The 13368-nt window shown below is 70.7% G+C and carries 16 protein-coding genes; 8 read left to right on the forward strand and 8 right to left on the reverse strand.

Annotation, left to right across the window (positions count from 1 at the left end):
- Window positions 1–74 precede the first annotated feature (74 nt).
- The 6 genes from LGI35_RS40775 to LGI35_RS40800 form a co-directional block, all read right to left on the reverse strand.
- On the reverse strand, window positions 75–947 hold the full coding sequence (locus LGI35_RS40775) for an Ada metal-binding domain-containing protein (RefSeq protein WP_227299458.1): 873 nt from the start codon (window positions 945–947) through the stop codon (window positions 75–77).
- Complete coding sequence (locus LGI35_RS40780) at window positions 944–1675, reverse strand: 2OG-Fe(II) oxygenase (protein ID WP_227299459.1); 732 nt, start codon at window positions 1673–1675, stop codon at window positions 944–946. Before LGI35_RS40780 ends, LGI35_RS40775 begins: the two co-directional genes overlap by 4 nt.
- A 110-nt stretch (window positions 1676–1785) precedes the next feature.
- On the reverse strand, window positions 1786–2292 hold the full coding sequence (locus tag LGI35_RS40785) for a methylated-DNA--[protein]-cysteine S-methyltransferase (protein ID WP_227299460.1): 507 nt from the start codon (window positions 2290–2292) through the stop codon (window positions 1786–1788).
- A gap of 147 nt (window positions 2293–2439) precedes the next feature.
- Window positions 2440–3234 carry a 2OG-Fe(II) oxygenase gene (locus tag LGI35_RS40790; protein ID WP_227299461.1) on the reverse strand — a complete coding sequence of 265 codons (795 nt, stop codon included), beginning with the start codon at window positions 3232–3234 and terminating at the stop codon, window positions 2440–2442.
- A gap of 275 nt (window positions 3235–3509) precedes the next feature.
- Complete coding sequence (locus LGI35_RS40795) at window positions 3510–4163, reverse strand: maleylpyruvate isomerase N-terminal domain-containing protein (RefSeq protein WP_227299462.1); 654 nt, start codon at window positions 4161–4163, stop codon at window positions 3510–3512.
- A gap of 168 nt (window positions 4164–4331) precedes the next feature.
- Window positions 4332–4628 carry a hypothetical protein gene (locus LGI35_RS40800; protein ID WP_227299463.1) on the reverse strand — a complete coding sequence of 99 codons (297 nt, stop codon included), beginning with the start codon at window positions 4626–4628 and terminating at the stop codon, window positions 4332–4334.
- Between the two features lie 664 nt (window positions 4629–5292).
- Between LGI35_RS40800 and LGI35_RS40805 the strand changes: the two genes are divergently transcribed.
- Window positions 5293–6219, forward strand: coding sequence for a serine hydrolase (locus LGI35_RS40805; protein ID WP_227299464.1), 927 nt, complete (start codon window positions 5293–5295; stop codon window positions 6217–6219).
- Window positions 6220–6297: 78 nt separating this feature from the next.
- On the opposite strand, the gene LGI35_RS40810 is transcribed toward LGI35_RS40805, so the two are convergent.
- A complete protein-coding gene (locus LGI35_RS40810) occupies window positions 6298–6648 on the reverse strand; it encodes a hypothetical protein (RefSeq protein WP_227299465.1) in 351 nt (116 codons plus the stop codon).
- Window positions 6649–6781: 133 nt separating this feature from the next.
- Between LGI35_RS40810 and LGI35_RS40815 the strand changes: the two genes are divergently transcribed.
- From LGI35_RS40815 to LGI35_RS40825, 3 genes are all read left to right on the forward strand, one after another.
- On the forward strand, window positions 6782–7102 hold the full coding sequence (locus LGI35_RS40815) for a DUF6191 domain-containing protein (RefSeq protein WP_227299466.1): 321 nt from the start codon (window positions 6782–6784) through the stop codon (window positions 7100–7102).
- A gap of 96 nt (window positions 7103–7198) precedes the next feature.
- Window positions 7199–7675, forward strand: a complete 477-nt coding sequence (locus tag LGI35_RS40820; RefSeq protein ID WP_227299467.1) for a carboxymuconolactone decarboxylase family protein — start codon at window positions 7199–7201, stop codon at window positions 7673–7675.
- A gap of 119 nt (window positions 7676–7794) precedes the next feature.
- Window positions 7795–8598 (forward strand): VOC family protein, encoded by an 804-nt coding sequence (locus tag LGI35_RS40825; protein WP_227299468.1) that lies wholly within the window; start codon window positions 7795–7797, stop codon window positions 8596–8598.
- A gap of 17 nt (window positions 8599–8615) precedes the next feature.
- Here the strand turns inward: LGI35_RS40825 and LGI35_RS40830 are convergent, their stop codons facing one another.
- The gene (locus LGI35_RS40830; protein ID WP_227300727.1) at window positions 8616–9548 is read right to left on the reverse strand and encodes an NADP-dependent oxidoreductase; all 933 of its coding nucleotides are present in this window, start codon (window positions 9546–9548) and stop codon (window positions 8616–8618) included.
- A 135-nt stretch (window positions 9549–9683) separates the two neighbouring features.
- On the opposite strand from LGI35_RS40830, the gene LGI35_RS40835 reads away from it, so the two are divergent.
- The 4 genes from LGI35_RS40835 (at window position 9684) to LGI35_RS40845 (ending at window position 13311) form a co-directional block, all read left to right on the forward strand.
- Window positions 9684–10697, forward strand: coding sequence for a GlxA family transcriptional regulator (locus tag LGI35_RS40835; RefSeq protein WP_227299469.1), 1014 nt, complete (start codon window positions 9684–9686; stop codon window positions 10695–10697).
- A 363-nt stretch (window positions 10698–11060) separates the two neighbouring features.
- Entirely contained in the window at window positions 11061–11159 is a 99-nt protein-coding gene (locus LGI35_RS46700; protein WP_376567007.1) for a putative leader peptide, read from the forward strand.
- 173 nt (window positions 11160–11332) lie between these two features.
- Window positions 11333–12442 carry an LLM class flavin-dependent oxidoreductase gene (locus tag LGI35_RS40840; RefSeq protein ID WP_227299470.1) on the forward strand — a complete coding sequence of 370 codons (1110 nt, stop codon included), beginning with the start codon at window positions 11333–11335 and terminating at the stop codon, window positions 12440–12442.
- Window positions 12439–13311, forward strand: a complete 873-nt coding sequence (locus LGI35_RS40845) for an ABC transporter permease (RefSeq protein WP_227299471.1) — start codon at window positions 12439–12441, stop codon at window positions 13309–13311. Before LGI35_RS40840 ends, LGI35_RS40845 begins: the two co-directional genes overlap by 4 nt.
- The last annotated feature ends 57 nt before the right edge of the window (window positions 13312–13368 follow it).

The following is a 13368-nucleotide window of genomic DNA, read 5'->3' on the forward strand; positions in this document are numbered from 1 at the left end:
GCAGGGTATCGTTCGGGGCCAAATTGTACGGAGTGCTGCGGTTTCCGTCTCGCGGAGAGGTGCCGTCGGCGCGGTCATGAGGTCGGGTCGACGGGATCGTACGCGGTCACCCAGCCGCGGCGTATCTCCCATGTGCCGCCGTCTGCGGTGGCTCCGCGCAGGCCGTGCAAGGTGTCCGGGCCGGTGAGTGCCGGGAGGCGTGAGTCGCTGAGGGAGGCGAACGCGTAGGTGCGGGACGGGTCCCAGTCGGTGGAGCGACGCAGGCGGCGGGCCAGTTGGGCGAAGCCGAGCGGGGCCGCGGCCACCACCCATGCGTCGGGGAGTCCGGCCGTGAGCCGGGTGGCCGGTCGCAGCCAGGAGGCCGCGCTCTCGGGCCAGTCGACGGTCGTGAGGACCTTGCCGCCCCGCGCCGTCCACGCGGCGGCGAACGCGCCGGCGGCCGCACGGGACGCCTCGTCGCGGCTGTGCCCCACGGCGACGGTCTCGATCCGCGATTTCGGGCGCGTCAACAGGCCTACGAGTGCGGCGAGTTCGGCAGTGGTGTGCGGGGATGGCTGAGGTAGGTCGCCGTGCGCGGCAAGATCCTTGGGGCTGATCAGGGGTGAGCGGGACGACTCCCGGTCGGAGAGGTTGTTCATGGCGTGGTGGCTGCTCTCTCGGTCGGCTCTCCAGCGGGCGTACTCCTCGGGCAGGCAGACCGCGCACGGCCGGAATCCGGCCGCGACGGCGGTGGCCTCGTCCGGGAAGAACACCCGGTGCTTCACGTAGTGGCCTCGGGAGACGGCCCGCAGCGCGGACGGGCAGTCCAGACGCCCGTAGAGGCGCCCGCGCCGGTGCCCGCCGAGCGTTCCCGGGGTCGCGCTCAGGGAGGGCGTGCCGCTCCGGCCGAGCAATGTGTATGTGCGCCCGGGCTCGTACGGGGCGGGCGGGCGGTCGTCGGGGTTCATGCCGCGTCGTGGAAGACGAGCCCGAGGGTGCGCCGCCGGCCGCTGCGCACGGTACTCACGCCGTGCCGCATGGGGGCGTTGGACCAGCCGCGCTTCGAGGCGACGGGCCGGTCGCGGGTGGTGAAGATCAGCGCATGGCCCTGCAGCAGGGTGGTGGACGATCCCCTCGACTGTGCGCGGGCGCGCTGCTCGGTCATCAGGAACTCGCCACCGGTGAAGTCGGTTCCCGGTGCGTCGAGGCCGATGACGACCTGGAGCGGGAAGAGCATGTCGCCGAACACGTCGCGGTGCAGCGCGTTCCAGTCGCCGGGCCCGTACCGCAGCAGAATCTGGGCCGAGCGGTCCTGCCCGGCCGCGTGGCACATCCCGATCCACTCGTCGAGTGAGTCGGGCCAGGGTGCGGGCTTGCCGAGTTTGTCGGCCCAGTCCCGGGCGACGGGGAGCAGCCTCGGGTAGAACGCCTCCCGCAAATCAGCTACGAGGTCGGGCAGTTCATGGGTGAAGTAGCGGTACTGCCCGGAGCCGAAGCGGTGGCGGGCCATGTCCACGGTGGTGCGGAAGCGGTCGGTGTCGTCGTAGAGGTCCGCGATCCGTCGGCATTCCTCGGGCGTGAGGAGGCGGCCGGTAGGGGCGTTTCCGTAGGTGTTGAGCTCGTCGGCCAGGGCGCCCCACTCCTCGTGGGCGACGCGGTCCGTGACCGGGCCCGTCGGGCGCGTGGTGTCCAGCATGGTGAGGATCCTCGGGTCTCGGTGGTGTCACCCCGGCTCGGACGGTACGGGTGCCCATCGGAGCCGGGGAGTGGTGGGAGTCGAGTCGGAGTGTTCATGCGGTCTCACGTTCAGGCGGTACGGCGAGGGCTCTCCAGGTCCAGGAGCTGCCGCTTGCGCTCAAGGCCACCCGCGTAACCGGTGAGGGCGCCGTTCGCGCCGATCACGCGGTGGCAGGGGCGCACGACGAGCAGTGGGTTCGCGCCGATCGCCGTACCCACGGCGCGGACGGCGGCCTTCGGGGCGCCGATGCGCGCGGCGACGTCGCCGTAGGTCAGGGTGCTGCCGTAGGGGATGGCTTCCAACGCCTGCCACACCCGCTGCTGGAACTCCGAGCCGCTGCCGGTGCACTCGATGTCGAAGTGCGTGAGCCTGCCGTCGAAGTAGGAGCGCAGCTGCGCGGTGATCTCGGCGAACGCGTCCGCGTCCTCGGCCCAGTCGTCCTCGACGACGGCGCCGTTCTTCTGGCCCGGTACGGTCAGCGCGGCGAGTGCGGTGCCGCCCTTCGCGGTGGCCGACTCCTCGCCCACGAGCAGCAGTTCACCCAGCGGGCTGTCGAGCGTCGTGTAGACGGTCATGGGGTCTGTTCCTTCCAGGTCTCCTCGTACGGTGATGTCCTGCTGCCGACTATGCGCCTTGTGCGCCGGTATGTCTGGCGGGATTCGGACATCACATTGACGGAGGTCGGTCCTTGTTGTGAGGGGCGGCGGGCCCGGCGAGGCCGGTCAGCGGGCGTTGTGGAAGATGAGGCCGAGGGTGTTGCGGTGTCCGGACGCGACGGCGTTCGTGCCGTGCCGCATGGGGTGACGGTGGAACCCGTTCCTGCCGCGGATCGGACGGTGGCGGACCGGGAAGATCATGCCCTGGCCGAGCTGCGGCTTGACCACCATGGCGCGGGACTGGAAGCGCGGGCGCTGCTCGACGAACACGTTCTCGCCGCCCGTGAAGTCCTCACCGGGCTGGTTGAGCATGACGGCGATCTGCAGCGGGAAGACGATGTCGCCGTAGATGTCCTGGTGCAGACAGGCGTAGTCGCCCTTGCCGTACTGCAGGATCAGCGGAGTGGGGCGCTTCTGACCGTTGTCCGCGCACTCGTCGATCAGCTCGTCCAGCGTTCCGGGGAAGGCGCGCTCGCCGAGTTGAGGCGCCCACTGGTTGGCCATCCACGCCATCGGCGGGTAGAGCCGCTCACGAAGGATCTGGACGAGTGGTACGGCGGCGGGGTCGGCATAGTACTTGTACGTGCCGCGGCCGAACTGGTGGCGCTGCATGACCACGGTGGACCGGAACAGTCCGGGTTCCTCGAACGTGTCGATGATCTCCTGGCACTGTTCGCGGGAGAGCAGAGGCGGGGTGACGGCGACACCTTCGTCGTTCAACTGGCTATAAAGATCAGCCCAGTTGAGTTCGCTGAGAGGCGGGATCGTCGGGTCGTGCGGGATGTGCGGCGGTGCCCCGGTCGGCGCGTGGTCGCTGAAGAGTGTGTCCGGGGCGGGGGTGTGCTGGTTCAGATGGTTCAAGGCAGGGGTCTCTCGCGCGGCGGAACGGGGCGGGCCCGAGGTGCTGCCCCGCCGGGTGCGGCCGAGGCGTCACCGGAGTGCGACGCGTGGCCGCAGGCAGGGACCTTCGACGTGACCGATACTCGCTGCCCGCGCGAACGAGCGCTGGCGGCATTCGGACGTCGCGTTGGCGCGAGCCCGTGTATGCCGGGGGCCGTGCGCGCTACCGAACCCGGTCACGCCCGGCGTGCGCGCCATCGAACGCGGCTCCGCCCGCCCGCTGCGCGACCTCTCGCTCAGCCGATGACGAGCGGGAGCCTCGCGGCGAAATCGCCCAGCGCGGCTCTCTCCTCGTCGGTCGGTGTGCGGCGCCCGGTGCCGACCAGCAGTGTGTCCTTGTCGGTGAACGAGGCGGGGAACGGGGTCCCGGCGATCTTCTCCAGCGTCGCGCGAACCGCCGTGAGGGCCTCGGCGGGTGGCTCGGCGGCGGTCGGCAGGTGCGCGATCAGATCGAGGTGGTGCAAGGTCCATTCGAGGACGTACGCGGAGAGGAAGTCGCCGACGGTCAGGACCTCGTCGCGCGTGCTGACGCGGGCGGCGTGATCGGCGAGTCGGGCGGCGCGGCCCGCCGCGGAACCGACGTCGTCGAAATGGAACTTGAGCCACCGAGGCTCGCCGTAGGCGGCGGCCAGCCGGGGGATCAGCGCGTCGAGCGGGTCCTCGCCGGTCGGGGGTTCGACGATGCCCCAGTACGTGACCGCGTCCACGGTCGGTTCGGAGTCCGCAGGCGTGACCAGGGTGATCAGGACGTCCTGGGCGCCGATGACCAGGTGGCACACGAGATCCCGCACGAGCCACCCCGTACAGCCGGAGGGCCGCTCGAAGTCTTCGTCCGGGACTTCGGCGACGGCGGTGCGCAATGCCGTCCAGGAGCGTGAGAAGAGATCCACCGCTGCACGGTAATGCGAGCCGGGAAGGGCGGACAAGCGTATGCGTACGGGGGGTGCGTGTCGTCGTCGTACGGGTGCCGCGTGGGTGGCCTCTTCAACCACCCATGCGAGTTGGTCAGTTCACCCACCCATGCGGTTACGGCCTGTTCGGCCACCGCACGGAATGCTCTAGTCGTCCGACGCCACGAGCAGGGCCCGGGGGGTGGCCGCAAGCCGGTCGATGAGGACCAGTTCGTGGAAGTCGATGTGGATGGGGTCGTAGTCGTGGAGGGCGTCCTCGGGAGGTACGCCCAGCACGTATCGGCCGGTCGCCGTGCGGATCGGGGCGTAGAGGTGCTCCTCCAGCCGCGCTTCCAGCTCCTGTGGCACGTCGCCGTGCCGGCCGGCCCAGCTGCGGACGAGGTCGTTGCCGTGGAGGCGTCGACTGCCTGGTACGCGCCGGGGGTGATGTGCTCGAGCCGCCATTGCCCGTGCCGCGGCCAGTCCGGGACACCGGCGCCGTCGTACGTGTCCCGGAACTGAGGGTGTGCGATCAGGGCGGCAAGGAGGGCCCGGTCGTCCGGTGTGTCCGTCGGGAGACCGAAGCGCTTGGTGTTGATCCAGCGGTACCCGTGGGAGCCCTCGCCGAAGTCGAAGTCCCGGAAGTTGACGAAGGGGCTGTCGAGGTGGCGGAGAGCCGACGCGGGGTGCATGTCGATCACCGTAGGAGGCCCGGCATCCACGCCCCTGACCGGCCACATCCCCCTTCTCCGCACTCCCTGCCCGCCGACCCGATCTCCGCTTTGGTGACAAATCAGGCGATGAGCAACATCACACGCCGCCAAAACGCCCATAGCGGGCATATCTGCCCACTCTTCGCCCGGCCGACTTCTCCGTCCCTGTAGCGTCGCCGTCATTCGGGATCCGGGTCGCTCATCCGACGGCCGAACGCCCGGTGCGCGCAACGAAGCGCCTTCACCGAGTGCAACGGACGGACCTCCCCACCGGCGGGCGCGAACCCCCGGTGTGGGGCCTCGACCGAAACTCCGACCGTGTCGCAGGACGTCGACCTCGCCGCCGACGGCGAGCACCACCTGCCGATGCGACCGCAGACACAGAGCAGGACGGAACCTCCATGCCGGGAACGCACATGCCGCTGACGCGACGCGCAAAGCGGGGACTGGCCGCGGCCCTCGCCGCCGGCTCGGCGCTCACCGCCATCGCGGCCGCCGCCCCGGTCCATGCGCGGACGGCGGCCGCTACGAGCGCTGCCGCTACGAGCGCTGCCGCTACGAGCGCTGCCGGTACGAGTGTCGAAGGCTCCCCGGTGACGTGCGCCTCCCGCCGGCCCGGACTGGCGGACCGCCTGGAGCGCGACATAGCCACCGCGCTCCACGGGCACGGCAAGGCCTCGGCGCTCGCTCTCTACGACCGGACCACGGCAACCTCGTGCACGTTCCGGGCGAGCACGGCCTTCGACTCGGCGAGCGTCGTCAAGGTCACGATCCTCGGCGCGCTGCTGCGCCAGGCCGCGGAGGAGCACCGCCTCCTGACCTCACGCGAGGTCGACCTGACCAAGGCCATGATCACCAAGTCGGACAACGCCGCCACGAACGCCCTCTGGCATCAGATCGGCCACGCCGGCATCCAGCACTTCCTCGACCTGGCCGGGATGCGGGACACGGTGCCCGGCCCGAAGGGCAAGTGGGGTCGCACCCAGATCACGGCCGGCGACCAGGTGAAGCTGCTCCGCCTGCTGACCTCGGACAACCACGTGCTCGGCGAGCGCGCCCGGGCCTATGCCCTGCGGCTGATGAACCGGGTCGTCCCGGATCAGCGCTGGGGAGCGCCGGCCGGCGCTCCGGGCACGGTGACCGTTCACGTCAAGAACGGCTGGGTGCCGTTGTCGACCAATGGTTGGCGTGTGCACAGTGTCGGCGTGTTCACCGGCGGCGGTCACGACTACGGGATGGCCGTGCTCTCCCAGGGCAACCGCACGATGGAGAACGGCGTCACGACCGTCGAGCGCGCGGCCCGCGCCGTCAACCGCGACCTGAACCTGCCGAAGGCCGCCTAGCCGCTACGGCGTCCGCCCTGCGGCCCTTGCCGCGTCGTTCTAGCCCGCCCTGCTCGCCACGCTCGCGCCGGCCGGACTTCACATCCGGCGAAGTGCCGCCTCGACGCTGTCGCCACCGCTCGTGTTGAACGCGATCGCGGCCTGGGGCGCATGGAGGCGGATCAGGTTCATGATCTCTTCGAAGAGCGGCAGCAGCTGCTCCGTCTTGCGGATCCCACCGCCGACGACCACCACGTCCCACGGGCGCTCCGTCAGCGCCGCAACGAGGACGGACTCGGCGGAATCGCCGAACACGACCAGCGCCATGGCCGCATCGATGCCGTGCTCGCCGAACCGGTCCAACTCCTCGTCAAGACCCTTGCGAAGGGCTCCCGCGTCGACGCCGGGAATCGCTGCCGGGTCGTAACCAACAACAAGTGCAGAGGGCATGGGGCCAAGCTACCGGGATCTCCGCCATGCGGTACCTGGGCCGGACATGCAGACTGCCTGTCGGGGGCGCCGGCGGCGGGTCTCTCGCCACAGGCGCCCGGCCTGGAAAGGGGCGCCGTGGATACTTTGCGCCATGGGACTTGTCGTCTTCATGACTCTGCCTGGTCTGGCCATCCTGCTGACTGTCGTGGCCTTCGCCGATCAGCTGGTTCTGCGGGCGGGACGCGCGGGACTGCTGCCGTGGCGGAACGGCGCGCGGCAGGGGCAGATATCGGCGACCGGGTTCGAGCAGCTCCACGCGAGTTTTTCTCCGGGCAAACAGAGTGAGCTGAAGGAGCGGCAGTCGGCCTTGATTCTGCGGGACGACGACGAGGACGGGGCGCCACCGAACCGGACCATGGTGGATCTGGAGCGCGGAACAGCGGTCGTCCGCCTGCCGAGGGCAGGCCAGTAAGCGCCTGTGTGACGCGCGTCACATCTGGACTCGTCACATCGCGCCGAGCCGCTCCGTCAGAGGGATGTAACCACCGGCACGAACTAGGAGCTCGCCATGGAAGAAGCCCGCCTGAACCTCTTCGCGAACCACGTCGGGGCCAAGGTCCTGAAGCACATCAACTCGGGCGCCAAGGTGGTGACGGACTCGACGCTTCCGGCTGCCACGCAGGAGCTGGTGAAGATCCGCGCCAGCCAGATCAACGGCTGCAGTTTCTGCACCGACATGCACACCAAGGACGCCACGGCGGCCGGGGAGGACCAGACGCGCCTCAACATGGTCGCGGCGTGGCGCGAGGCGAAGGTGTTCACCGACGCCGAGCGCGCCGCCCTGGAGCTGACCGAGCAGGGCACCCGTATCGCCGACGCGGGTGGCGGTGTCTCGGACGAGGCCTGGGCGAACGCGGCCAAGTACTACGACGAGGACCAGCTCACCGCGCTGGTGTCCCTCATCGCCCTGATCAACGCCTACAACCGGGTGAACGTCCTCGTTCAGCAGCCCGCCGGCGACTACCAGCCCGGCCAGTTCGGATAACAGGCGCAGGCACCGGCACCGCCCGCGACCCGCGCAGAGCGTGCCGCGGGCGGCGATTGTCAGTGAGGGCTGCCAGTCTGGCTTGCATCGGGATTCGTCAGTACACGAAAGGCGTGATCATGCTTTCGACGACGTACGTACCGGGCGCGCCGAACTGGCTCGACCTCGGCGTGCCGGACGTGGACGCGGCCGCCGCGTTCTACGGCGGCGTGTTCGGCTGGACCTTCCGGTCCGCCGGACCTGAGGGGGGCGGCTACGGGTTCTTCCAGCTCGACGGCAAGACCGTGGCCGCCGCCGGTCCGCTGACCGAGGAGGGTGCCTCCCCGTCCTGGACGGTCTACTTCCACACCCCCGACGCGGACGGTGTCGCCAAGGCGGTGGAGGCGGCCGGAGGCACGGTCCGCGTTCCCCCGGGCGATGTCTTCACCTCGGGGCGGATGGGCGCGTTCACCGATCCGGCCGGTGCGCAGTTCGCGGTCTGGCAGCCCGGTGACGTCCAGGGTCTCGAAACGGTCATGCGGCCCAACGCCCTGTGCTGGACCGAGCTCTACACGGCCGACACGAGCGCGGCCAAGGACTTCTACGGCCAGGTGTTCTCCTGGCTTTACCAGGACATGCCGACGGGCGGGGGCGGCCCCGAGTACACGGTCATCGCCCCGGCCGGCTCCGCGGACGTGGGCGAGGCGGGCCACGGCGGCATCATGCAGCTCCAGCAGGAGAACCTCGACGCCGGATCCGGCGCCGAGTGGCACCCGTACTTCGGCGTCGAGGACTGCGACGCGACCTACGCGGCCGCCACCGAGCGCGGTGCCACGACGCTCTTCCCGCCCATGGACGTGCCCGGTGTCGGCCGCATGGCCATGGTCAAGGACCCGTTCGGCGCCACCTTCGCCCTCATCAAGGGGGACCCGACCATGGGCTGACGAGCGAGCGGACGTGCTCAGCGCACGACGAGGACCAGCTTGCCGGTCGTACGGCCGGTGTCGCCCAGCTCGTGTGCCTTGGCGGCGTCGGCGAGCGGGAAGGTGTCGGCGATCGTCGCGCGGAGTCTGCCCGTGGCGATCAGGTCGGCGATCGCGTTCATTCCGGCGTGATCGGCCTCCACGAGCATCTCCACGGCCCGCACGCCGACCCGCTCGGCCTCCTCGGCCAGCTCCGTGGTGCCGGTCGGCAGAATGGAGACCAGCAGACCGCCCGGGCGCAGCGTGGGCAGGGACCGCGTGCGGTAGTCGTCGCCGATGGTGTCCAGGACGACGTCCACGTCGCGGACCGCCTCGCTGAAGTCGGTCGTCCGGTAGTCGATCAGCTCGTCGGCACCCAGACCGCGCACGAAGTCGTGCTTGGCCGCGCTGGCCGTGGCGATCACGTACGCGCCGCGCGCCTTGGCGATCTGCACGGCGAGGTGGCCGACACCACCGGCCGCGGCGTGGATCAGGACGCGCTGCCCCGGCTGCACCTGGGCGGTGTCGACCAGGGCCTGCCAGGCAGTCAGAGCGGCGAGCGGAATGGCGCCCGCCTGCACGTGGTCGACCTCGGTCGGCTTGTGCGCGAAGGCACGGGCGGGCGCGGTGACGAACTCGGCGTGCGAACCCACGCCGTGCGGGTAGGGCAGCATGCCGAACACCTCGTCGCCCGGCTTGAACAGGGTCACACCGAGACCCGTCTCCTCCACGACGCCGGACACGTCCCAGCCCAGGACGAAAGGCGGTTCGCCGAGGAAGATGCCGAGAGCCCGGTGCTTCCAGTCGGTCGGGTTGACGCCTGCGGCATGGACCCTGACAAGGATCTCGCTCAGTCCCGGTGCCGGGCGTTCGAGCTCGACCTCCTTCAGCACCTCGGGGCCGCCGAGGGTGTCCTGGCTGATGGCCCGCATGGTGGGTGCGACGGGCGCGACGGGCGTGGTGGATGTGGTGGGTGCGGTGTTCTCTGAAGTGCTCATGGCTCCAGCGTGCCGTGGCCGACCGCCCGAGAAAATGGCATGACTGCCACCATTCGATAGGATCGTGCCATGAGCGGTGGCAGGAGTGGCAGGAGTGGCAGTGGTGGCAGCGACGTCGGTGATGTCGGCGGTCCTGACGGTGTGCACAGGGTCGTGGTGCTGGCGCTCGACGGGGTGCACCCGTTCGAGCTGGGCATTCCGCGGCGGATCTTCGGTGCCGCGGACGGCCGGTACGAGATCCGCACCTGCAGCGTCGACGGGGGACCGGTGCGCACGGACGCCGATTTCCTGATCACCGTCGAGCACGGCCCCGAGGCGCTGGCCGCGGCCGACACCGTGGTGATCCCGCCGGTCGACGAATACCCGCCCAACGGGACCGTGCTCCCGGACCCGGTGGCCGCCGCGCTCGCGCACATCCCGCCCGGCACCCGCATCATGTCCATCTGTACCGGCGCCTTCGTCCTCGCGGCGGCCGGTCTGCTCGACGGGCGTCGGGCCACCACGCACTGGGTCCTGGCCGACCGGTTCCGGCAACTTTTCCCGCAGGTGAAGCTCGACCCCGATGTGCTCTTCGTCGAGGACGGCGACATCCTCACCTCCGCCGGCGCGGGCGCCGGCGTGGACGTCTGCCTCCACGTCGTACGACAGGACTTCGGCGCCGAGGTGGCCAACCAGGTGGCGCGCAGGTGTGTGGTGCCGCCCTGGCGCGAAGGTGGGCAGGCGCAGTACATCGAGCAGCCCGTTCCCGAGGCGTCCGTCGCCGGTACGGCAGCCACCAGGGAGTGGGCACTCGACCACCTCGACCTGCCGCTGACGCTGGCCGAGCTCGCGGACCATGCGCAGATGAGTCTGCGGACGTTCGCCCGACGGTTCCGGGACGAGGCCGGGATGAGCCCCGGTCGGTGGCTCACCCAGCAGCGGGTTGCGAGGGCGCGTCATCTGCTGGAGTCCAGCGATCTGCCGGTGGACCGGATCGCCGGTGAAGTGGGCTTCGCCACGGCCGCGTCCCTGCGGCAGCATCTGCACGCGGCGATCGGTGTCTCGCCGCTGGCGTACCGGCGCACGTTCCAGGCGACGCGCTAGGTGTATTGCCCTGGTGCGTTGATCTGGCCCGCCGGGTGAGATCTCGCGCGGTCCTGGCCATGGAGGACGGCGCGGTAGGTGTGCCGGGTGCCGGGTGCCGGGTGCCGGGTGCCGGTGTGGCAGGCGTGGCAGGTGCGTTGGGGAGCGGCGCGTAAGGTCCGCGGGCGGCGCCGGGGCACGGTGCGTCAGGCCCGGAAGTGGTACCGGTTCGCGGTGTGTCAGACGCGGGGGGACGCCGGGTCACTGTGCGTCAGGCGTGCCGCGGCCCGGGCCAATGCAGGGCGGTGCCGCATGTTGAGATGATCGTGTCCACATGGTGGATCATGCTTGTCGTCGGCGCCGGCCGCAGGTCAGGATGCGTCCATGAACCCCGCCCTCGTCTCCCGTCGCCACGTGGATCTGCTGCGTGTTTCGGGGATGCTCTGTCGGGTGAACTCCTGTTGCCGCACGGCTTGTTGCTGATCATCCGCAACCCCGCGCGCCGCTGACGGCCCCCTTCTTACCTCCACGGCCCTGCCGGCGGGGTCATCACGTCTGTTCTTCACGGCCCCGGACACGGGGTCGTCGCGCGCGCTCCCGCCCGCCACGCGATGCGGTGCGTCCGCGTCCGCCCCCTCACCAGAGGTGCCTCTCGCATGTCCTCCCGCCCTGCCCCCGTACTGCACTGGTTCCTGCCCACCGGAGGTGACGGCCGCGATCCCGGCGCCGTCACCGCCGTCCAGGGCCGCACCGCGAGCGCGATCCGGCGCAGCGCCGACCTCGGCTACCTCGCCCAAGTCGCCCGCGCCGCCGAGCAGTCGGGGTTCGACAAGCTGCTGACGCCGGTCGGCCTCGGCTGTGTGGATCCGTGGGTGCTCACGTCGGCCATCGCGGCGGTGACCGACCGGATCGGCTTTCTCGTCGCCTTCCGCGCCGGACTCGCCCAGCCGACGCTCCTCGCCCAACAGGCCGACACCTTCCGGCGGTTGTTCGGCGACCGCGTGGCGCTGAATGTGGTCACCGGCGGAGATCCGGCTGAGCAGCTCGCGTACGGCGACCAGCTCCCCAAGGACGAGAGGTACGTCCGCACGCGCGAACTCATGCATGTGATACGGGCGTTGCTCGACGGCAAGCCTGTCGACTTCGACGGGCGGCACGTGCATGTGGAGGGGGCCAGGCTGGAAGACCCCGCCCTGGATTCACGTATCCCGCTCTACTTCGGCGGTGCGTCCCCCGCCGCCGAGGACGTGTCGGCCCGGCAGGCGGAGGTGCAACTGCTGTGGGGCGAGCCCCCGGCCGCGGTCGCCGAGCGCATCGAGCGGGTGCGGGCCAAGGCCTCCGTCCTCGGGCGCACCCTCCGCTTCGGTCTCCGCCTGCATGTCATCACCCGCGACACGGCCGCCGAGGCCTGGTCGGAAGCGGACCGCATTCTCGCCGGGTTCGACCCCGAGGCGGTGCGGGCCTCCCAGGAACGCTTCGCCCGGATGGACTCCACCGGGCAGGCCCGCATGACCGACCTGCACGGCGGATCGGCCGAGAACCTGACTGTCGCGCCCAACCTGTGGGCCGGCATCGGTCTCGTCCGCGAAGGGGCCGGCACCGCACTGGTCGGCTCGCACGAGGAGGTCGCCCAACGGCTCTTCGAGTACCGGCAGTTGGGCGTCGACGAGTTCATCCTCTCCGGCTATCCACACCTCGAAGAGGCCTACCGCGTCGGTGAAGAGGTCGCACCCCGGCTGCGCGCGCTCGTGGAGGCGGCGGGATGACACTGGTCAAGGAGGTCCGACCGGGCCGGGCCGGGCCCGACGAAGTGGCGGTCCCGGCCAGAGGGAAGCGCGCGTGGGCCGCGGCGGCCGCGCTGCGCTGGACCGCGCTGCGCCTCCTCGCGCTCGTCGTGCTCCTCGCGGCCTGGCAGGCGGTGGTCGCGGCGGACCTGTGGCCCCGCGTCCTCGTCCCGTCGCCCGGCGATGTGTGGCACGCCTTCGTGCAGGCGTCGACCGTCCACGAGGGCGTACGCGGCTACAGCGGCCACCTCCTCGTCGAACACCTGGCGGTGTCCCTGCGGCGGATCGGCGTCGGAACCGGCTACGCGGCGCTCGTCGGCGTTCCGCTCGGGCTCCTCATAGGCGTGGTGAAGCCGCTCGCCGTGGTGTTGGAGCCCGCGGTCACCTTCCTGCGGACGCTGCCGCCGCTGGCGTACCTCTCGCTCCTGGTCATCTGGTTCGGCATCGACGAGTCCCCGAAGATCTGGCTGCTCGTCATCGCCGCGCTGCCGCCCATCGCCGCGGCCACCGCCGCGGCGGTCCGAGGTGTCCCGGGCGACCTGGTGGAGGCCGCGCGGGCGCTCGGCGCCGGGCCCGTCTCCCTGCTGCTGACCGTACGGCTGCCCGCCTCACTCCCCGAGATCCTCACGGGCGTACGGATCGCCGTCGGCGTCGCGTACACCTCGGTCGTCGCCGCCGAGACGGTCAACGGCGTGCCCGGCATCGGCGGCATGATCCGCGACGCCCAGCGCTTCAACCAGACCGACGTCGTCATCGCCGGGATCATCGCCATCGGCGTCTCCGGGATCCTGCTCGACGCGCTGTTCAAGGGCGCGGAACGGCTCGCGGTGCCCTGGCGCGGCCGCGCCTGAACCCTCCGACTCACCGTCTCTGTCAGCCCTCTAGGCCTCGTCAGCCTCGTCGCCTCT

The organism is Streptomyces longhuiensis, assembly GCF_020616555.1.
Classification (GTDB): Bacteria; Actinomycetota; Actinomycetes; order Streptomycetales; family Streptomycetaceae; genus Streptomyces; species Streptomyces longhuiensis.